The organism is Streptomyces sp. NPDC107765 (assembly GCF_055657085.1).
Genome location: NZ_JBVKBL010000003.1, coordinates 63,364 through 84,242 on the forward strand (window position 1 = coordinate 63,364; position 20,879 = coordinate 84,242).

Sequence of the window (20,879 nt, forward strand, 5' to 3'; positions counted from 1 at the left end):
TCGGCCCGGGTGCGCCCGGGTTCAGTCGCCGCTCTCCTCCGGGCCGTCCTCCTCGGGCCGCCGGGAGGAGTCGGACGGGCCGGTGTCCTTCGGTCCGGTGCCGGGCTCGCGCGGCTCCTTGGAGGCCGGGCGGGGCGGCCGGGTGCGGCCGCTGGTCGTGTCGCGGAGGTAGGAGCTGTCCCGGCCCTCCGCGAGCCCGCCCTCGGTGGCCACGCCGGGACCGGACTGCGGATCGCGGCGGCGCAGATAGCGCTCGAACTCGCGGGCGATCGCCTCGCCGGACGCCTCCGGCAGATCCGCGGTGTCCCGCGCCTCCTCCAGCGACTGCACGTACTCGGCGACCTCGCTGTCCTCCGCCGCCAGCTGGTCCACGCCCAGCTGCCAGGCGCGCGCGTCCTCGCTCAGCTCGCCCAGCGGGATGCTGATGTCGAGGAGGTCCTCCAGGCGGTTGAGCAGCGCGAGGCTGGCCTTCGGGTTGGGCGGCTGGGAGACGTAGTGCGGCACCGCCGCCCACAGGCTCACCGCCGGCACGCCCGCGTGGGTGCACGCCTCCTGGAGGATCCCGACGATGCCGGTCGGGCCCTCGTAGCGCGACTCCTCCAGATCCAGCCGGCGGGCCAGGTCCGCGTCCGAGGTGACCCCGCTGACCGGGACCGGGCGGGTGTGCGGGGTGTCGCCGAGCAGCGAGCCCAGCACCACCAGCATCTCCACGCCCAACTCATGGGCGAAACCGAGGATTTCGTTGCAGAACGAGCGCCAGCGCATGCTCGGCTCGATGCCGCGGACCAGGACCAGGTCGCGCGCCCGCCCCTTGCCGTTCGCATCGCTGACGCGGACCACGGAGAGCCGGGTGGTCGGCCAGGTGATCTTGCGTACACCACCGTCGAGGAAGACGGTGGGACGGTTCACCTGGAAGTCGTAGTAGTCCTCGGCGTCCAGCGCGGCGAAGACCTCACCCTTCCACTCCCGGTCCAGATGGGCGACCGCGGCGGAGGCGGCGTCGCCGGCGTCGTTCCAGCCTTCGAACGCGGCCACCATGACCGGGTCGATCAGCTCGGGCACCCCCTCCAGCTCGATCACCCAGCGCCTCCTTCCGACCGGCCCGGCCGTCGGGGACGGCGGCCGGCAGCAGTTCCATTGCGTGCGTCACCAAGCCTACGGCTTGTGGGGCCCCGGTCCGCAGCCCCTGTGCACGAACGCGTCCCGAGTCATCCGATCTGTGGCCGAGGTCATGCGCCTTTCCTTCCTCAACTCCCGCAGCGTTTTCGGTACGGGGGCTGGACGCCGCCTCGCGCACGGGTCTATACATCGGATGACCCGGAAAGGTCCGATGTTAGCTCCGCCGGCAGGAACGATGTTCCTCCGCTACTCCCCAGGGGCGTGCGCATGGCCGCGACCGGCACCGTCACCGCGTTCGAGATCCACGACGTCCGCTTCCCCACCTCGGAGCAGCTCGACGGCTCGGACGCCATGCACCCCGACCCCGACTACTCCGCCGCCTACCTCGTCCTGCACACCGGCGGCGGACCGCGCGGCCACGGCCTGTGCTTCACCCTCGGGCGCGGCAACGACGTCATGGCCGCCGCGCTCCGCTCCCTCGCGCCGTACCTCGTCGGCCGCCCGGCACCCACCACCCCCGCCGACCTCGCCGCCCTGCACCGCGACCTCACCCACGACTCCCAGCTGCGCTGGCTCGGCCCCGAGAAGGGCGTGATGCAGATGGCGGCCGGCGCGGTGGTCAACGCGGCCTGGGACCTGGCCGCCCGCCGGGCCGGCCGGCCGGTGTGGGAGTTCCTCGCCGCGATGACCCCCGAGGACCTCGTCTCGCTCGTCGACTTCCGCTACCTCTCCGACGCCCTCACCCCCGGCGAGGCGCTGGCCCTGTTGCGCGCCGCCGAGCCCGGCCGGGCCGCCCGCGCCGCCCTCCTGAAGGCCGAGGGCTACCCCGCGTACACCTCCTCGCCCGGCTGGCTCGGCTACGACGACGGCAAGCTGGTCCGGCTCGCCAAGGAGGCGGTGGCCGACGGCTTCGGGCAGATCAAGCTGAAGGTGGGCGCCGACCTCGACGACGACCGGCGGCGGCTGCGGCTGGCCCGCGCCGCGGTCGGCCCCGGCGTACGGATCGCGGTCGACGCCAACCAGCGCTGGGACGTGGCCGAGGCGGTCCGCTGGATGACCGCGCTGGCGCCGTACACCCCGTACTGGATCGAGGAACCGACCAGCCCGGACGACGTGCTGGGGCACGCCGCGGTGCGCTCCGGGCAGCCCGTGAAGGTCGCCACCGGCGAACACGTCGCCAACCGGGTGGTGTTCAAACAGCTGCTGCAGGCCGGGGCGGTGGACTTCGTCCAGATCGACGCGGCCCGGGTGGCCGGGGTCAACGAGAACCTGGCCATCCTGCTGCTGGCCGCCAAATACGGCGTCCCGGTGTGCCCGCACGCGGGCGGCGTGGGCCTGTGCGAGCTGGTCCAGCACCTGGCGATGTTCGACTACGTGGCCGTCTCCGGCAGCCGGGAGGACCGCGTCATCGAGTACGTCGACCACCTCCACGAGCACTTCGTCCACCCGGTCGTGGTCGAGCACGGCCGCTACCGGGCCCCGGCCGCCCCCGGCTTCTCCGCCGAGATGCACCCGGCGTCGCTCGCCGCCCACCGCTACCCCGACGGGCCCGTCTGGCGGGCCCGGCAGGCCACCGAGGAGGCCCTCGCATGACCGACTTCGACGGGCTGGCCGCCCTCGTCACCGGCGGCGGTTCCGGTATCGGTCGGGCCACCGCCGCCCTGCTCCAGGAGCGCGGCGCCAAGGTCGCCGTACTGGACCGCGACCCGTCCGGCGCCCCGCCCGGCACCCTCGCGCTCACGGCCGATGTCACCTCCTCCGCCGCCGTACGCGCCGCCGTCGACGAGGCGGCGGCCGAACTGGGCGCCCTGCACACCCTCGTCGGCAACGCCGGCGTCGGCGCGACCGGCACCGTCGAGGACAACGACGACGAGGAGTGGCAGCACGTCCTGGACGTCAACCTGCTCGGCCTGGTCCGCACCGCCCGCGCCGCGCTGCCGTACCTGCGCCGGGCGGCGCCCGGCCGCCCCGGGGCCGTGTCGATCACCCACACCTGCTCCATCGCCGCCACCGCCGGGCTGCCGCAACGGGCCCTGTACGCCGCCAGCAAGGGCGCGGTGCTCTCGCTGACGCTCGCCATGGCCGCCGACCACGTCCGCGAGGGCATCCGGGTCAACTGCGTCAACCCGGGCACCGCCGACACCCCGTGGATCGGCCGGCTGCTGGACCGGGCCGACGACCCGGCGGCCGAACGCGCAGCCCTCCAGGCCCGCCAGCCGATGGGCCGGATGGTCACCGCCGCCGAAGTGGCCGCCGCCATCGCCGCGTTGGCGTCCCCGGCCGCCGCCGGCATCACCGGCACCGCGCTCGCCGTCGACGGCGGCATGCAGGGTCTGCGCCTGCGCCCCGCGACGTGATCCCGGCCGCGAACGGAGAGCCGGGACAGCCCACCCGACCGACCAAGGGACTCCCATGAGACTGCGTACGACCGGCGCGGCGGCGGGGGCCGCGGTGTCCGTGTTCGCCGCCCTTGCCGCCCTTGCCGCGCTCACCGGCTGCAACCGCGGCAGCGACGCCGCCGGCCGGATCGGCATCGACCTGCCCCGCACGGACACCGACTTCTGGAACTCCTACCAGCAGTACCTCCAAAGGGACCTGGACCACGGCGGCCCGAAGGCCCTCCCGCCGGCCAACTCCCAGAACGACATCGCCAAGGTCGTCGCCGACGTGCAGGCGCTGACCGGCCAGGGCGCCAAGGCGATCGTGATGGCCCCTCAGGACACCGGGGCCATCAGCGCCGAGCTGCAGCGGCTGGCGGCGAGGAAGATCCCCGTGGTCAGCGTGGACACCCGGCCCGACGACGGCACGGTCTACATGGTCGTGCGCGCCGACAACCGCGCCTACGGCGAGAAGTCCTGCGACTACCTCGGCCGCAAACTCGGCGGCCGGGGCCGGGTCGCCGAACTCCAGGGCGACCTCAGCTCGGTCAACGGGCGGGACCGCTCCGAAGCGTTCGCGGCCTGCATGAAGAAGAAGTACCCGAAGATCACCGTGCACGAGCTGCCCACCGACTGGAAGGGCGAGGTCGCCTCCGCCAAGCTGCAGAGCCTGCTCGCCCAGCACTCCGACCTCGACGGCCTCTACATGCAGGCCGGCGGCGCCTTCCTGCAGCCGACGCTGGCCCTGCTGGAGCAGCAGAAGCGGCTCGTACCGGCCGGCTCCGCCGGGCACCTCACCATCATCTCCAACGACGGCATACCGGACGAACTGGCCGCGATCCGCGCCGGCACGATCGACGCCACCCTCTCCCAGCCGGCCGACCTCTACGCCAAGTACGCGCTCTTCTACGCGCAGGCCGCGCTGGACGGCAAGACCTTCCGGCCCGGCCCCACCGACCACGGCTCCACCATCGTGAAGATCAAGAACGGCCTGGAGGACCAGCTCCCCGCCCCCCTGGTCACCAAGGCCACCGTCGACGACCCCACGCTCTGGGCCAACCAGCTCGACCGGCCCGGGAAGAAGCAGCGGCGATGACGGCCCACGAACCGGCGGCGGTGCACGCCGAGGGAATCGTCAAACGCTACGGCCCCACCGTCGCCCTCGACGGCGCCCGGCTGACCGTACGGCCCGCCGAGGCCCATGCCCTCGTCGGCCGCAACGGCGCCGGCAAGTCCACCCTGGTCTCCGTGCTGACCGGCCTGACCCGCCCGGACGCCGGCCGGGTCACCTTCGCCGGGCGGCCCGCACCCCGCTTCGGTGACCCGGCCGCCTGGCGGCGCACGGTCGCCTGCGTCCACCAGAGGTCGATGACGGTGCCCGAACTGACCGTCGCCGAGAACCTCTTCCTGGGCCGCCTCCCGGGCGGCCGCACGCTCCGCTGGGGCGCACTGCGCGCCCGGGCCGGCGAACTGCTCGCCGATTACGGAGTGGCGGTCGACCCGGCCGCCCGGATGCGCGAACTCGGCGTGGAACAGCGGCAGTTCGTGGAGATCGCCCGCGCCCTGTCGCAGGGCGCCCGGCTGGTCGTCCTCGACGAGCCCACCGCCCGCCTCGACGCGGCCGGCATCGACCGGCTCTTCGGCAAACTGCGGGCCCTGCGCGACCGGGGCGTGGCCTTCCTGTTCATCTCGCACCACCTGACGGAGGTCTACGAGCTGTGCGACACCGTCACCGTCCTCCGCGACGCCCGCCCCGTACTGACCGCGCCCGTCCCGGACCTCCCCAGGAACGAGCTGGTCGCGGCGATGACGGGGGAGGAGCCGGACGCCGCGCGGCGCCCCCGGCCGGCCGCGCGCACCACGGGCGCACCGGTGCTGCGGGCCGAAGGGCTGGCGCTGCACGGCCGGTTCGGCCCGCTCGACCTGACCGTACGGGCCGGTGAGGTGGTGGGTCTCGCGGGCGCCACGGCCAGCGGGACCACCGCGATCGGCGAGACGCTGGCCGGGCTGCGGGCCCCGGACGCCGGCCGGATCTCGGTACGCGGCCGCCCGGTGCGCACCGGCAGCGTGCCGCACGCCCTCGCCGCCGGCATCGGCTACGTGCCCGAGGACCGGCACCGCGAGGGCCTCGTCCCCGGCCGCAGCGTCGCCGAGAACGCCACCCTCACCGTCGCCGACCAGCTGGGGCCGCTGGGGACCGTACTGCCCTCCCGGACCCGCGCGTTCGCCCGGCGCATGATCAGCGAGCTGGACATCCGGACCACCGGGCCCGGCCAGCCGGTCTCCGGGCTCTCCGGCGGCAACCAGCAGAAGGTCGTGATCGCCCGCGCGCTGGCCCGCCGGCCCGCCGTCCTGGTCGCCGTCCGGCCCACCAACGGCGTCGACGTCCGGTCCAAGGAGGCCCTGCTCGGCGTCGTGCGCCGGGTCGCGGACGGCGGCAGTGGCGCCCTGATCGTCTCCGACGAACTGGACGACCTCCGGGTCTGCGACCGGGTGCTGGCCGTCTTCCACGGCCGGGTGACCACCCACTTCCCGCGCGGCTGGCACGACCACGACCTGGTCGCCGCCATGGAGGGCCTGGCGGGCGACCGCACCGACGAGCGGCCGGCGGGCGACGACACCGACGACCCGCACGGAACGGAAGGGACCGCGCCATGACCGGAACCGCCTCGCCGCCGGCCACCGACCTCGCCGCCGCTACCCCCCGCGCACGCCGCCGGCCCCGGATCGACCCGGCCCGCTGGCGGGACCTCTCGCTCGTGCCGGTGATCCTCGTGCTGGGCGTCATCGGCTTCATCGTCTCGCCCGCCTTCCTGACCCGGGACAACCTCATCGGGGTCGTCCAGCAGTCCACCGAACTTGGCCTGCTGGTGCTCGGCGAGGCGCTCGTCCTGATCAGCGGCCGGATGGACCTGTCACTGGAATCGACCATCGGGCTGGCGCCGGTGGTGGCACTGTGGCTGGTGATGCCCGCGCACGGCGGACGGTTCGCCGGCCTCGCGCTCTTCCCCGCCTGGACCGCGATCCCGCTGTGCCTGGCCGTCGGCGCGGCGGTCGGCGCCGCCAACGGCCTGCTGATCCTGGGCCTCAGGGTCAACGGCTTCATCGCCACCCTCGGCATGCTCACCATGCTGCGCGGCCTCCAGGTGGGCCTCTCCGAAGGGCAGTCGATAGGCAACGTCCCGGAATCCTTCGCCTATCTGGGCAAGGCCGACTGGCTGGGCGTCCCGGCCGCCGTCTGGATCTGCCTGGCACTGTTCGCGCTCGGCGGCGCGGCCCTGGGCCACCTCCGGCACGGACGGGCGCTGTACGCGATCGGCGGCAACCCGGAGGCCGCCCGCGCCGCCGGCATCCGCGTGGACCGGCTCACCTGGGCCGTCCTCACCCTCGCCGGGGTGCTCGCCGCCTTCGCCGGCATCCTCTACACCGGCCACTACGGCGCGGTCTCCGCCAGTCAGGGCAACGGCTGGATCTTCCAGGTCTTCGCCGCCGCGGTGATCGGCGGCATCAGCCTCAAGGGCGGCCGCGGCACCCTCTTCGGCGCGCTCACCGGCGTACTGACCCTCCAACTGGTCATCAACGTCATGACGCTGGGCGGGGTGCCGCCGCTGTGGACCCAGTTCCTCAACGGCGCGATCATCATCATCGCCCTGGTCGTCTCCCGCTTCGCCAGCGGCGAGAAGCAGGACTGAGGGCCGCCGGCCATGCGCCAACCACCGTCCGGCTCCCGCGAGTTGGGGCACAGCGGGGTCACCGTCCCACCCCTCGGCCTGGGCTGCGCCCCCCTCGGCAACCTCTACCGCGCCGTCCCCGAAGAGCAGGCCCGGGCCGTCGTCCGCACCGCCCTCGCGGCCGGTGCCGGCTACTTCGACACCGCACCGCACTACGGCCTCGGCCTCTCCGAGGAGCGGCTCGGCCGGGCGCTGCACGGCCGGGACCGGGACGGCTACACCCTGGCCACCAAGGTGGGCCGCCGGCTGCGCCCGCTCGCGCCGGGGGAGGAGGTGGCCGGGGAGGGCTTCGTGGACACCCCCGCCCGGGCCCGCGTCCGCGACCTCTCCCGCGACGGCATCCACGCCACCCTGGAGGCGTCCCTGGAGCGGCTCGGCGTCGACCGCGTCGACATCGTCCACCTGCACGACGTCGAGCACCATCTGCGCGAGGTGTACGCCACGGGTTTCCCGGCCCTCGCCGAACTGCGCGCCCAGGGAGTCGTGCGCGCCATCGGCTTCGGGATGAACCACAGCGACGTCCTGGCCCGGCTCGTCGCCGACCTCGATGTGGACGTGGTGCTCTGCGCCGGCCGCTGGACGCTGCTGGACCGCTCCGCCCTGGCCGACCTGCTGCCGGTCTGCGCCCGCCGCGGCACCTCCGTCGTCGTCGGCGGCGTCTACAACTCCGGGCTGCTCGCCGACCCGCGACCCGGCGCCCGCTACGACTACGCCCCGGCATCGCCCGCCCTGCTGCACCGCGCCCGCCAACTGGCCGCCGTCTGCCGTGAGTTCGGAGTACCGCTGAAGTCCGCGGCGCTGCGCTTCCCGTTCGGCCACCCGGCCGTGGCCGCCGCCGTCGTGGGCGCCGCCACCCCCGGCGAAATGGCGGAGAACGCCCGGCTCTTCACCCAGGAGATCCCCGACGCCCTCTGGCACACGCTCGTCGCCCGCGGGCTGCTCGACCCCGACCTGCCGCTGCCCCTCACCGACGGTCCCGACACCCCCGGAGCACGCCCCTGATGCGCATCGACGCCCACCACCACCTGTGGGACCTCACCAGGCGGCCCCAGCCGTGGATGGACGGACCCTGGGCCGACCCGATCCGCCGTGGCTACGCGCTCGCCGACCTCGTCCCGCACCTGACCGCACACGGCATCGACCGCACGGTCCTGGTCCAGTCGTCGTCCTCGTACGACGAGACCGCCGACCTGCTGGCGATCGCGGCGGGGGAGGGCCCGGTCGCGGGCGTCGTCGGCTGGGCCGACCTCACCGACCCGGCGCTTGCCGGCCGCCTGACGGACCGGCCGGCCGAACTGGTCGGCATCCGCCACCAGGTCCAGGACGAACCCGACCCCGACTGGCTCACCCGCCCCGTCGTCCTGCGCGCACTGGCCGCCCTGGCCGAAGCCGGTCTCGTCTACGACCTGCTGGTCACCCCGCGCGAACTGCCCGCCGCACACGCCGCGGCCCGGGCCCTGCCCCAGTTGTCCTTCGTCCTGGACCACGCGGCCAAACCCGCGGTGGCGGCGGGGGAGTGGCAGCCCTGGGCCGACGCGGTCGGGGCGCTCGCCGGGCTGCCGAACGTCAGCTGCAAACTGTCCGGCCTGGTCACCGAGGCCGACCCGGCCGCCTGGCGGCCCGCGCAGATCCTCCCCTACGCCCGGCACGTGCTGGACGCCTTCGGCCCGGACCGGCTGATGTTCGGCTCCGACTGGCCGGTCTGCACCCTCGCCGCCGACTACGACGACGTCCTCACCCTCGCGGAAGCGGCGACCGCCGGCCTCACCACACCCGAGCGCACGGCGGTCTTCGGCGGGACGGCGGCCCGGGTCTACGGGCTCGCGGTGCGGTAACCAACGGCGGGCGGGGCGATGGTCGTTCGGCCGGGGCCCCGTGGCCGTACGGACCGGGGCGGCCCCCGCCCGGGCCCGCCGCGTCGGCGTCCGGTTTCCGCCAGCCCCGTAGCCGTCCACGCCCGAGGATCGAGGCGTACCGCGGACCGACGCGGTGCTCGTCCAGCAGGACGACCGATACGCACGAAGGCGACGGTGACGACGATGACCGCGACGGTGATGGCTCCCATGACCCCCATGACGGCGACCGCGGCGGGGGAGGACGGCGGCCGGCCGCTGGCGGGCAAGGTGGCCCTGGTGACCGGCGGCAGCCGGGGCATCGGGGCGGCGATCGCCCGCCGGCTGGCCGCCGGGGGCGCGGCGGTGGCACTGACCTACCAGAGCCGGCAGGACCTGGCCGACCAGGTGGTCAAGGAGATCGAGCAGGCCGGCGGACAGGGCTGGGCGGTCCGGGCCGACGTGGCCGACGCCGAGCAGGTGTGGGCCTCGGTGGCCGGCGCCGTGGAGCGCTTCGGGCGGCTGGACATCCTGGTGAACAACGCCGGGACCGGCGTCCTCGGGCCGTTCGAGGGGATCTCCCTGGAGGACGTGGACCGGGTGCTGCGCACCAACGTCCGCGGGCCGTTCCTCGCCGCGCAGGCCGCGGCCGCGCATCTGACCGAGGGCGGGCGGATCATCTCGATCGGCAGCTGCATGGCCGAACGGGTCGCCTTCCCCGGCGGCACCCTCTACGCCACCAGCAAGTCCGCGCTGACCGGCCTCACCAAGACCCTGGCCAGGGAACTGGGGCCGCGCGGGATCACGGCCAACCTCATCCACCCGGGCCCGATCGACACCGACATGAACCCGGCCGACGGCGAGAGCGCGGAGTTCCAGGCGGGGCTGACCGTCCTGGGCGCCTACGGCCGGGACCTGGACGTCGCGGAGACCGTGGCCCACCTGGCGGGCGAGGGCGGACGCTACATCACGGGCGCCTCGATCGCGGTGGACGGCGGCTTCGCGGTCTGAGCCGGGACGGGCGGCCCGCGGGCGGGGCGGCGGGGGTGGCGGCGCGTCACAGCGAGGTGCGCAACCACTGCTCCACGCTGGCGATGTGCACCGTCGCCCAGGCCCGCGCCGCCTCCGCGTCCCGGTCGCGCAGCGCGCCGAGGATCGCCCGGTGCTCGGTGAGGGTGCGGGCCACCGCGTCCTTCTGGGTCAGCCCGCGCCAGATCCTGGCCCGGGTGGTCGGCCCGGACAGCCCGTCCAGCAGCGAGCAGAGCACGGAGTTGCCGGACGCCGCGACGATCCCGCGGTGGAACTCCAGGTCCGAGGCGACCAGGTCCTCCACCGACGGGCCCGGGCCCAGCGCGTCCAACCGGGCCTCCAGGGCGTCGAGTTCCTCGCGGCCGATCCGGCCGGCCGCCATCGCCGTGGCGGCCGGCTCCAGGATCCGGCGGACGGCGAGGAACTCCAGCACCGTGTCGTCGCGGTGGAAGTCCACCACGAAGCTCATCGCCTCCAGCAGCACCTGCGGATCGAGGCTGGTGACGTAGGTGCCGTCGCCCTGGCGTACGTCGAGGATGCGGATGAGGGACAGCGCCCGCACCGCCTCGCGCAGCGAGTTGCGGGACAGCCCGAGCTCGGCCGCCAGCTCGCTCTCCTTCGGCAGCCGGTCGCCCGGCCGCAGCGCGCCGGAGACGATCATGCCCTTGATCTTCTCGATGGCCTCATCGGTGACCGCCATGCCGACCTCCCAGACATCCGATGTCTGGGTCATTATGGCCCCGGCGAGCCGTCCACGACCGCCTCGGTATCACCCACTCCGTACGGCGGTACGACGAAGGGGCGGCCCCCCGGACCGCCCCTTCGTTCTCAGCAGGTGCTTCTCAGCAGGTGCTGATGTGCTGACCCGGTGTCAGCCCTCCAGCATGTCCTTGACCTTGGTCCGGACGTCCTCGGTGTCGAGCCCGCGGATGGTCAGCGTGGTACGGCGGCGCAGCACGTCGTCGACCGTCTCGGCCCACTCGTTGTCCCGGGCGTAGGCGACCTGCGCCCAGATCTCCGGGGCGTCCGGGTGGATCCGCTCGGCCAGCGCCGGGTTCTCGTTCGCCAGCCGGACGATGTCGAAGGACAGCGAACCGTAGTGGGTGGCGAGGTGCCGCGCGGTCTCCGGGGCCATCCGGGGGCCGGGGGTGCCGCCGTCGACGAGCAGCCGGTGGGCGACCGCGTTCGGGTTGGCGATACCGGGCAGCGGGAGCTTCTTCGGCAGCTGCGCGATCGGCTCCATGTCGTCGGCCAGCGGCCGGCCGGGCAGCGCGGCGAGCTTGTTCATCACCGTCCGGCCGATGTGCCGGAAGGTCGTCCACTTGCCGCCGGCCACCGACAGCATGCCGCCGCTGCCCTCGGTGACGACCGTCTCGCGCTTGGCCTTCGAGGTGTCACCGGGGCCGCCCGGCAGCACCCGCAGACCCGCGAAGGAGTACGTGATCAGATCGCGGGACAGCTGCTGGTCGCGGATGGAGAAGGCGGCCTCGTCCAGGATCTGGGTGACGTCCTTCTCGTTGACCGCGACGTCCGCCGGGTCGCCCTCGAACTCCTCGTCCGTGGTGCCCAGCAGCAGCATGTCCTCCCAGGGGAGGGCGAAGGTGATGCGGTACTTGTCGATCGGGGTGGCCAGCGCCGCCTTCCAGGGGGAGGTGCGCTTGAGGACCAGGTGCGCGCCCTTCGACAGCCGGATGGACGGGGCCGCGTTCGGGTCCTCCATCTTGCGCAGGTGGTCCACCCACGGGCCGGTGGCGTTGAGCACCAGTCGCGCGCTGACCCCGAACTCCTGGCCGTCCGTACGGTCCTTGAGCTCGGCGCCGGTGACCCGGCCCTGGGTGAAGCGCAGACCGGTGACCTCGGCGTGGTTGAGGACCGTGGCGCCGGCCGCGACCGCCGCGCGGACGGTCATCAGCGCCATCCGGGAGTCGTTCATCTGGTCGTCGCCGTATACGGCCACGGCCTTGAGGTTCTCCGTGCGCAGCTCCGGCACGTCGCGCTGCGCCTTGGCCGCGGATATCACGTGGCCGACGCCGTCGCCGAACGCGGACAGCGCGGAGTAGGCGAAGACGCCCGCCCCGAGCTTGGCCGCGCCGTGCGGGCCGCCCTTGTAGACCGGCAGGTAGAAGGTGAGGGGGTTGGAGAGGTGCGGTGCGACCTCGCGGGACACCGCACGCCGCTCGAAGTGGTTCTCCGCCACCAGCTTGACCGCACCGGTCTGCAGGTAGCGCAGACCGCCGTGCAGCAGTTTGGAGGAGGCGGAGGAGGTGGCGCCGGCGAAGTCGCCGGCGTCCACCAGGGCCACCCGCAGTCCGGCCTGCGCGGCGTGCCAGGCGGTGGAGATGCCCAGGATGCCGCCACCGATCACCAGGAGGTCGTAGGTCGCCTTGGAAAGCTGCTCCCGAGTCTCGGCGCGGCTCGGGTTCGAACCGTTGGCCGGGTGCGTCCCGAGGGCCGGGACGCTCTGCAGGGTGCTCATGTTGTGCTCCTCGTCAGCTCTCGTCGTCGAGCCAGCCCATGGTCCGCTCCACGGCCTTGAGCCAGTTCTTGTACTCGCGGTCACGGATGGCCGCGTCCATGCGGGGGGTCCATTCGGCGGCCCGGCGCCAGTTGGCGCGCAGCTCGTCGGTGCTGGACCAGAAGCCGACGGCCAGACCGGCCGCATAGGCAGCGCCGAGGCAGGTGGTCTCGGCGACCATCGGGCGCACCACGGGTGCGTCCAGGAAGTCCGAGATGGTCTGCATCAGCAGGTTGTTGGAGGTCATGCCGCCGTCGACCTTGAGCGCGGTCAGGTCGACGCCGGAGTCCTTGGTCATGGCGTCGGTGATCTCGCGGGTCTGCCAGGCGGTGGCCTCGAGAACGGCGCGGGCGATGTGCGCCTTGGTGACGTAACGGGTCAGGCCCGCGATGACACCGCGCGCGTCGGAGCGCCAGTAGGGGGCGAACAGGCCGGAGAAGGCCGGCACGAAGTAGGCGCCGCCGTTGTCCTCGACCGTGCTGGCCAGGGTCTCGATCTCGGCCGCGCTGTTGATCAAGCCCATCTGGTCGCGCATCCACTGGACGAGCGAACCGGTGACGGCGATCGAGCCCTCCAGGGCGTAGACCGGCTGCTCGTCGCCGATCCGGTAGCCGACGGTGGTCAGCAGCCCGTTGTAGGAGTTGACCGGCTCGTGGCCGGTGTTCATCAGCATGAAGGTGCCGGTGCCGTACGTGGACTTGGCCTCGCCCTGCGCGAAACAGGTCTGGCCGAAGAGCGCGGCCTGCTGGTCGCCGAGCGCCGAGGCGACCGGGACGCCGGCCAGCACGCCGCCGGCGGTGTGGCCGTAGACCTCGGCGGACGACTTGATCTCCGGCAGCACGGCCGCCGGGATGTCCATCGACGCCAGGATCTTGTCGTCCCACTCCAGGCTGTGCAGGTTCATCAGCATGGTGCGCGAGGCGTTGGTGACGTCGGTGACGTGGTGGCCGCCGTTGACGCCGCCGGTGAGGTTCCAGATGACCCAGGAGTCCATCGTGCCGAAGAGGATCTCGCCGCGCTCGGCGCGCTCGCGCAGGCCCTCGACGTTGTCGAGCAGCCAGCGGATCTTCGGGCCGGCGAAGTAGGAGGCCAGCGGCAGACCGGTCTCCCGGCGGAAGCGGTCCTGGCCGACGTTGCGGCCGAGCTCCTTGCAGAGCGCGTCGGTGCGGGTGTCCTGCCAGACGATGGCGTTGTGGACCGGCTCACCGGTGTTCTTGTCCCAGAGGACGGTGGTCTCGCGCTGGTTGGTGATGCCGATGGCGCGGACGTCGTCGGAGGTGATGCCGGCCTTCTGCACGGCGCCGTCGACGACCTGCTGGACGTTGGTCCAGATCTCGGCCGCGTCGTGCTCGACCCAGCCCGGCTTCGGGAAGATCTGCTCGTGCTCCTTCTGGTCGACCGAGACGATCCGGCCGTCCTTGTCGAAGACGATGCAGCGGCTGGAGGTCGTCCCCTGGTCGATGGCCGCGATGAACGGGCCGTGCCCGTGGGAGGAGGTGCTGTGGGTGTCGCTCATGGTGTGCTCCAAGAAGTCTGTGCGGGCGGCGGGGCGGTCGGGCGGATCAGGCGAAAGCCACCTGGTAGATGCCTCCGGCGAGGGCACCGCCGATCAGCGGGCCGACGACCGGGATCCAGGCGTAACCCCAGTCTGAACCGCCCTTGTTCGGCAGCGGCAGCAGTGCGTGCACGATGCGCGGGCCGAGGTCGCGGACCGGGTTGATGGCGTATCCGGTCGGGCCGCCCAGCGACAGACCGATGCCGACGACGACCAGCGCGACCAGCAGGGTGCCGATGACGCCGACGCCCTTGCCGTTGTCGCTCAGACCGAGGGTGAGGATCGACAGCACGAGCACGGTGGTGGCGATGATCTCGGTGGCGAGGTTCTGCACGGCATTGCGGATCTCCGGGCCGGTGGAGAAGATGCCCAGGACCGGGCCGGCCTTCGGAGCGGCGGCCTGGTCGACCATGCCCTCCTCGCTCGTGTGGTCCGCCAGCACCTCGGGATCGGTCAGATGCGCCCGGAACTGTCCGTAGTAGACGACCCAGACCAGTACGGCGCCGATCATGGCGCCGAGCATCTCGCCGGCCAGGTACACCGGCACCTGGCTCCAGGCGACGGCGCCCTTGATGGCCAGGCCGATCGTGACCGCGGGGTTGAGGTGCGCGCCGGACTTCGCGGCGATGTAGGCACCCGTGAGGACGGCGAAGCCCCACCCGAAGGTGATGGCCACCCATCCGGCGTTGTGCGCCTTGGAGCGCTTGAACGTGACGGCGGCGCAGACGCCGCCGCCCATCAGAAGCAGTACAGCGGTACCGATGGTCTCGCTGAGGAAGATGTCGGAGCTGGACACCGGCGACTCCTTTGTCCTTCGTCCAGGGGAAGGCGAACCCCGGGTCCCTCCGGTGGTTCGCGCCCTCCGAGAGGGCGGTGGTCGGCCCGGCATTGCCCACCATAGCGAATATTGCCGTGTGGTGTTCGACAATGCCGACCGATGCACGGCAGTTTTGTTCAGCGTCAGGACCCCGTCAAGAGGTCCTTGGCCAAAAACTTAGGTGAACTTAAGGGGCGAAACGGTCAGAATCGCCCTGCGCCAAGATCACGGGACACCGCGCGTGCACAATCGCGCACAGCAGCGACGATTTCCGGCCGCAGTTCGCCGTCCCGGCAGACCCGCTCCACCGCGCCCGTGATCCCCACCGCGCCCACCGGCATCCGCCGCCGGTCATGGATCGGCGCGGCCACCGACGCCACGCCGTCCCAGGTCTCCTCCACGTCCGCGGCCCAGCCCCGGGCCCGGATCAGATCCAGCAGCCCCTCGAACTCCCCGAGGCCGGTCACCGTGCGCGGCGTGAACGCCTGCCGGTCCGCCTCGACGACCTCGCTGTGCGCCACCGGGTCGTACGCGCAGAGCACCTTGCCCAGCGCCGTGCTGTGCAGCGGCTGCATCGCCCCCACCTCCAGCACCTGCCGGCTGTCGTCCGGCCGGAAGACGTGGTGCACCACCAGCACCCCCTGCTGGTGCAGGACGCCCAGATAGACCGCCTCGCCGCTGGAGCGGGCCAGGTCGTCGGTCCACACCAGGGCGCGGGCACGCAGCTCGTGCACGTCCAGATAGCTGTTGCCCAGCCGCAGCAGCTCCGCGCCCAGCTGGTAGCGGCCCGAGACCGCGTCCTGCTCGACGAAGCCCTCCTGCTGCAGGGTGCGCAGGATGCCGTGCGCGGTGCCCTTGGCCAGTCCGAGGGAGGAGGAGATGTCCGAGAGGCCCAGCCGCCGCTCACCTCCCGCGAGCAGCCGCAGCATCGCGGCGGCGCGCTCCAACGACTGGATGGTGCGTGCCATCGGGCAACCTCCGAAGTGAGCAGTTCGACAATGCTGAACGATATCGGCCCATGCCGACTGAAGGCAGAGCGCCGGGACTACCGGGCGGGTGCACCGGAGTGTGCCAATGATCACGAACGGCCCACCCACGGGGGGTGGCGCGGTGCTGTCCACGCCCTGGAACGGGGAACACGTGTACCGGACCGGCAGCTACGCTGGCCGGGTGCGCCCCCTGAAGGGGGGTGCAAAGCCGACAGCCGTCGCAACCACGGGAGCATCTCCATGGCCTCGAACACGCCATCGTCCACCCCTACCGCCCGCATCGAATCCCTGCGTGAGGCCCTGGCCACGCGGGTGGTGGTCGCCGACGGGGCGATGGGCACCATGCTGCAGGCCCAGGACCCGACCATGGAGGACTTCCAGCAGCTGGAGGGCTGCAACGAGATCCTCAACCTCACCCGGCCCGACATCGTCCGTTCGGTGCACGAGGAGTACTTCGCGGTCGGCGTCGACTGCGTCGAGACCAACACGTTCGGCGCAAACCACGCCGCCCTTTCCGAGTACGACATCCCCGAACGCGTCCACGAGCTGTCCGAGGCCGGCGCCCGGATCGCCCGCGAGGTCGCCGACGAGTTCACCGCGTCCACCGGACAGCAGCGCTACGTCCTGGGCTCCATGGGCCCCGGCACCAAGCTGCCCACCCTCGGCCACGCCCCCTACGTCACCCTCCGCGACGCCTACCAGCAGAACGCCGAGGGCATGATCGCCGGCGGCGCGGACGCCCTGCTCGTCGAGACCACCCAGGACCTGCTGCAGACGAAGGCCGCCATCCTGGGCGCCCGCCGCGCCCTGAAGGCCACCGGCACCGACCTCCCGGTGATCTGCTCGGTCACCGTCGAGACGACCGGCACCATGCTGCTGGGCTCCGAGATCGGCGCCGCGCTGACCGCGCTGGAACCGCTCGGCATCGACATGATCGGCCTGAACTGCGCCACCGGCCCGGCCGAGATGAGCGAGCACCTGCGCTACCTCGCCCGGCACTCCCGCATCCCGCTCTCCTGCATGCCCAACGCGGGCCTGCCGGTCCTCGGCAAGGACGGCGCCCACTACCCGCTGACGCCCCAGGAGCTGGCCGACGCCCAGCAGACCTTCGTCGCCGAGTACGGCCTGTCGCTGGTCGGCGGCTGCTGCGGTACGACGCCCGAGCACCTGCGGCAGGTCGTGGAGCGGGTCCGCGACCTCACCCCGCCCGAGCGCCGGCCGCGCCCCGAGCCGGGCGCCGCGTCCCTCTACCAGACCGTGCCGTTCCGCCAGGACACCTCCTACCTGGCGATCGGCGAGCGGACCAACGCCAACGGCTCGAAGAAGTTCCGCGAGGCGATGCTGGAGGGCCGCTGGGACGACTGCGTGGAGATGGCCCGCGACCAGATCCGCGAGGGCGCCCACATGCTCGACCTGTGCGTCGACTACGTGGGCCGGGACGGCGTCGCCGACATGGAGGAACTGGCCGGCCGTTTCGCCACCGCCTCCACCCTGCCCATCGTCCTGGACTCCACCGAGGTCCCGGTCATCCAGGCCGGCCTGGAGAAGCTGGGCGGCCGCGCGGTGATCAACTCCGTCAACTACGAGGACGGCGACGGCCCCGAGTCGCGCTTCGCCAAGGTCACCGCGCTCGCCGCCGAACACGGCGCGGCGCTGATCGCGCTGACCATCGACGAGCAGGGCCAGGCCCGCACCGCCGAGAAGAAGGTGGAGATCGCCGAGCGGCTGATCGCCGACCTGACCGGCAACTGGGGCATCCACGAGAGCGACATCCTCATCGACTGTCTGACGTTCACGATCTGCACCGGTCAGGAGGAGTCCCGCAAGGACGGCATCGCCACGATCGAGGCCATCCGCGAGCTCAAGAAGCGCCACCCCGAGGTGCAGACCACCCTGGGCCTGTCCAACATCTCGTTCGGCCTCAACCCGGCCGCCCGGATCGTGCTGAACTCCGTCTTCCTCGACGAGTGCGTCAAGGCCGGCCTGGACTCGGCCATCGTGCACGCCTCCAAGATCCTGCCGATCGCCCGGCTGGAGGAGGAGCAGGTCAAGGCCGCCCTCGACCTGATCCACGACCGGCGCAGCGAGGGGTACGACCCGCTGCAGAAGCTGATGGAGCTCTTCGAGGGCGCCACCGCCAAGTCGCTGAAGGCCGGCAAGGCCGAGGAGCTGGCCGCGCTGCCGCTGGAGGAGCGCCTCAAGCGGCGCATCATCGACGGCGAGAAGAACGGCCTGGAGGCCGACCTCGACGCGGCCCTGCAGGACCGCCCCGCCCTCGACATCGTCAACGACACCCTCCTGGACGGCATGAAGGTCGTCGGCGAGCTCTTCGGTTCCGGCCAGATGCAGCTGCCGTTCGTGCTGCAGTCCGCCGAGGTCATGAAGACCGCGGTGGCCCACCTGGAGCCGCACATGGAGAAGTCCGACGACGAGGGCAAGGGCACCATCGTCCTGGCCACCGTCCGCGGCGACGTCCACGACATCGGCAAGAACCTCGTCGACATCATCCTGTCCAACAACGGCTACAACGTCGTCAACCTCGGCATCAAGCAGCCGGTCTCGGCGATCCTGGAGGCCGCCGAGGAACACCGGGCGGACGTCATCGGCATGTCCGGGCTCCTGGTCAAGTCCACGGTGATCATGAAGGAGAACCTGGAGGAGCTCAACCAGCGCAAGATGGCGGCCGACTACCCCGTCATCCTCGGCGGCGCCGCCCTCACCCGCGCCTACGTCGAGCAGGACCTGCACGAGATCTACGAGGGCGAGGTCCGCTACGCCCGCGACGCGTTCGAGGGCCTGCGGCTGATGGACGCCCTGATCGCCGTCAAGCGCGGGGTGCCCGGCGCGGCCCTCCCCGAGCTCAAGCAGCGCCGGGTCCCCAAGCGGGACACCGCCGTTCTGGAGGTGGAGGAGCCCGAGGGCGCGGTGCGCTCCGACGTCGCCACCGACAACCCGGTCCCCACCCCGCCGTTCTGGGGCACCCGGGTCGTCAAGGGCATCCAGCTCGCCGACTACGCGTCCTGGCTGGACGAGGGCGCCCTCTTCAAGGGCCAGTGGGGCCTCAAGCAGGCCCGCACCGGCGAGGGCCCGACGTACGAGGAGCTGGTGGAGACCGAGGGCCGCCCCCGGCTGCGCGGCTGGCTCGACAAGCTGCAGACCGAGAACCTCCTGGAGGCCGCGGTCGTCCACGGCTACTTCCCCTGCGTCTCCAAGGGCGAGGACCTGATCCTGCTCCACGAGGACGGCACCGAGCGCACCCGCTTCACCTTCCCGCGCCAGCGCCGCGGCCGCCGGCTGTGCCTGGCGGACTACTTCCGCCCGGAGGAGTCCGGCGAGACCGATGTCGTCGGCCTCCAGGTCGTCACCGTCGGCTCGAAGATCGGTGCCGCCACCGCCGAGCTCTTCGAGGCCAACTCCTACCGCGACTACCTCGAACTGCACGGCCTGTCCGTCCAGTTGGCCGAGGCGCTGGCCGAGTACTGGCACGCCCGGGTCCGCGCCGAGCTGGGCTTCGGCGGCGAGGACCCCGACGACGTCGAGGACATGTTCGCGCTCAAGTACCGCGGCGCCCGCTTCTCGCTGGGCTACGGCGCCTGCCCCGACCTGGAGGACCGCGCCAAGATCGCCGACCTGCTGCAGCCCGAGCGGATCGGGGTCCAGCTCTCCGAGGAGTTCCAGCTGCACCCGGAGCAGTCCACGGACGCCATCGTCATCCACCACCCGGAGGCGAAGTACTTCAACGCCAGGTGACGTCCGTACCGCCGGGCCCCGCCCGGCGTGACGCAGCGTGAGCGGCCGGGGCCGCCCGGAGTCGTACCGGGCGGCCCCGGCCGCTGCCGTCCGGCCGCCGGCACGCATTCAGGCCCACACCGTCGTACACTTATCGATCCGGTAGTGGCCGGTCGCATCCCCCAGCCGGGGATGGCGACCGGCCTCTTCGTCCCTTGTGGGACGCGTAACGGAGGTGGATGGATGACCAGCAGCATCCCCGCAGTCGACACCCGGACGGGCGGCGCCGCGACCCTCCAGGCCGTCTTCCTCGACCTCGACGGCACCCTCGTCGACACGGAGGGGTTCTGGTGGGAGGCGGAGGCGCAGGTGTTCGCCGAGCTCGGCCACGTCCTCGACGACGCCCACCGCGAGGTGGTCGTCGGCGGGCCGATGACCCGCAGCGCCGGGTATCTGATTCAGGCCACCGGCGCCGACATCGGCCTGACCGAGCTCAGCGTGCTGCTCAACGCCGCCTTCCTGGACCGGATCGCCCGCGGCGTCCCGCTGATGCCGGGCGCCCACCGGCTGCTGGCCGAGCTGGCCGCCCACGAGGTGCCCGCCGCGCTGGTCTCCGCCTCGCACCGCACCATCGTCGACCGGATGCTGCAGTCCCTCGGGCCGGAACACTTCCGGCTGACGCTGGCGGGCGACGACCTGCCCCGCACCAAGCCGCACCCGGACCCGTACGTCACGGCCGCCGCGCGGCTCGGGGTGGACCCGGCACGCTGCGTGGTCATCGAGGACACCCTGACCGGGGTGCGGGCGGGAGAGGCGGCCGGCTGCCCGGTCGTCGCGGTCCCCTCGGTGACGCCGATCCCGGCCGCCCCGGGCCGCAGCCTGGTCCGCTCGCTGGAAGAAGTCGATCTCGCATTTCTCCGGTCGCTCATCACGGAAAGCCGCGGCGCCGTGCACTGAGCGTGTCCCGCCAAATCCACGGAAGAACTCAGGGGAGCGGCCCGCTCATTTTCCGTGACGAAAGGGCCGGGGCATCCTGACTGAATTGATACATCGCCGCAGAGCCGTGAATGCGTGACGTTTCTCACGTGCCACGGCATCGACAGCGAGCCCGACAGGTGATCCACGGGTCCCGTTCGGAGGTTTCTACGGGGGTAAGTGTCCGGATTGGTGGAGCAACGCGCCGAT

16 protein-coding genes are annotated in these 20,879 nt (G+C 72.4%); 10 read left to right on the top strand and 6 right to left on the bottom strand.

The features are described 5' to 3' along the window. Positions 1 to 21: 21 nt before the first annotated feature. The gene (locus ACZ7MX_RS08920) at positions 22 to 1,080 is read right to left on the bottom strand and encodes a PAC2 family protein (RefSeq protein WP_472130745.1); all 1,059 of its coding nucleotides are present in this window, start codon (positions 1,078 to 1,080) and stop codon (positions 22 to 24) included. Between the two features lie 306 nt (positions 1,081 to 1,386). Between ACZ7MX_RS08920 and ACZ7MX_RS08925 the strand changes: the two genes are divergently transcribed. From ACZ7MX_RS08925 to ACZ7MX_RS08960, 8 genes are all read left to right on the top strand, one after another. Beyond that, entirely contained in the window at positions 1,387 to 2,712 is a 1,326-nt protein-coding gene (locus tag ACZ7MX_RS08925; RefSeq protein WP_472130747.1) for an enolase C-terminal domain-like protein, read from the top strand. Next, positions 2,709 to 3,476, top strand: coding sequence for an SDR family NAD(P)-dependent oxidoreductase (locus ACZ7MX_RS08930; protein WP_472130749.1), 768 nt, complete (start codon positions 2,709 to 2,711; stop codon positions 3,474 to 3,476). The genes ACZ7MX_RS08925 and ACZ7MX_RS08930 overlap by 4 nt, the downstream gene beginning before the upstream one ends. Before the next feature lie 55 nt (positions 3,477 to 3,531). Then, complete coding sequence (locus tag ACZ7MX_RS08935) at positions 3,532 to 4,593, top strand: sugar ABC transporter substrate-binding protein (protein ID WP_472130751.1); 1,062 nt, start codon at positions 3,532 to 3,534, stop codon at positions 4,591 to 4,593. Then, on the top strand, positions 4,590 to 6,155 hold the full coding sequence (locus ACZ7MX_RS08940; protein WP_472130752.1) for a sugar ABC transporter ATP-binding protein: 1,566 nt from the start codon (positions 4,590 to 4,592) through the stop codon (positions 6,153 to 6,155). The genes ACZ7MX_RS08935 and ACZ7MX_RS08940 overlap by 4 nt, the downstream gene beginning before the upstream one ends. Further along, positions 6,152 to 7,189, top strand: coding sequence for an ABC transporter permease (locus tag ACZ7MX_RS08945; protein ID WP_472130753.1), 1,038 nt, complete (start codon positions 6,152 to 6,154; stop codon positions 7,187 to 7,189). The genes ACZ7MX_RS08940 and ACZ7MX_RS08945 overlap by 4 nt, the downstream gene beginning before the upstream one ends. 12 nt (positions 7,190 to 7,201) lie before the next feature. Beyond that, positions 7,202 to 8,230 (top strand): aldo/keto reductase, encoded by a 1,029-nt coding sequence (locus ACZ7MX_RS08950; RefSeq protein WP_472130755.1) that lies wholly within the window; start codon positions 7,202 to 7,204, stop codon positions 8,228 to 8,230. Continuing rightward, positions 8,230 to 9,063 (top strand): amidohydrolase family protein, encoded by an 834-nt coding sequence (locus ACZ7MX_RS08955; RefSeq protein WP_472130756.1) that lies wholly within the window; start codon positions 8,230 to 8,232, stop codon positions 9,061 to 9,063. Before ACZ7MX_RS08950 ends, ACZ7MX_RS08955 begins: the two co-directional genes overlap by 1 nt. 237 nt (positions 9,064 to 9,300) lie before the next feature. Beyond that, entirely contained in the window at positions 9,301 to 10,071 is a 771-nt protein-coding gene (locus ACZ7MX_RS08960) for an SDR family oxidoreductase (RefSeq protein WP_472131354.1), read from the top strand. 46 nt (positions 10,072 to 10,117) lie between these two features. Here ACZ7MX_RS08960 and ACZ7MX_RS08965 read toward each other — a convergent pair whose 3' ends face one another. The 5 genes from ACZ7MX_RS08965 to ACZ7MX_RS08985 all read right to left on the bottom strand — a co-directional run bounded on the left by ACZ7MX_RS08965 (position 10,118) and on the right by ACZ7MX_RS08985 (position 15,944). Continuing rightward, positions 10,118 to 10,789: a FadR/GntR family transcriptional regulator gene (locus tag ACZ7MX_RS08965; protein ID WP_472131355.1), complete on the bottom strand. Its 672-nt coding sequence runs from the start codon at positions 10,787 to 10,789 to the stop codon at positions 10,118 to 10,120. A gap of 171 nt (positions 10,790 to 10,960) precedes the next feature. Further along, a complete protein-coding gene (locus tag ACZ7MX_RS08970) occupies positions 10,961 to 12,565 on the bottom strand; it encodes a glycerol-3-phosphate dehydrogenase/oxidase (protein WP_472130757.1) in 1,605 nt (534 codons plus the stop codon). 13 nt (positions 12,566 to 12,578) lie between these two features. Beyond that, a complete protein-coding gene (glpK, locus tag ACZ7MX_RS08975; RefSeq protein ID WP_472130758.1) occupies positions 12,579 to 14,120 on the bottom strand; it encodes a glycerol kinase GlpK in 1,542 nt (513 codons plus the stop codon). A gap of 46 nt (positions 14,121 to 14,166) precedes the next feature. Then, positions 14,167 to 14,955, bottom strand: a complete 789-nt coding sequence (locus ACZ7MX_RS08980) for an MIP/aquaporin family protein (protein ID WP_030801859.1) — start codon at positions 14,953 to 14,955, stop codon at positions 14,167 to 14,169. Positions 14,956 to 15,179: 224 nt separating this feature from the next. Then, positions 15,180 to 15,944: an IclR family transcriptional regulator gene (locus tag ACZ7MX_RS08985; RefSeq protein WP_472130760.1), complete on the bottom strand. Its 765-nt coding sequence runs from the start codon at positions 15,942 to 15,944 to the stop codon at positions 15,180 to 15,182. Between the two features lie 261 nt (positions 15,945 to 16,205). Here ACZ7MX_RS08985 and metH point away from each other — a divergent pair, with 261 nt between their 5' ends. Both metH and ACZ7MX_RS08995 read left to right on the top strand, forming a co-directional pair. Further along, a complete protein-coding gene (gene metH, locus ACZ7MX_RS08990; protein WP_472130762.1) occupies positions 16,206 to 19,715 on the top strand; it encodes a methionine synthase in 3,510 nt (1,169 codons plus the stop codon). Between the two features lie 222 nt (positions 19,716 to 19,937). After that, positions 19,938 to 20,651 (top strand): HAD family hydrolase, encoded by a 714-nt coding sequence (locus tag ACZ7MX_RS08995; RefSeq protein WP_472130764.1) that lies wholly within the window; start codon positions 19,938 to 19,940, stop codon positions 20,649 to 20,651. Positions 20,652 to 20,879 lie beyond the last annotated feature (228 nt).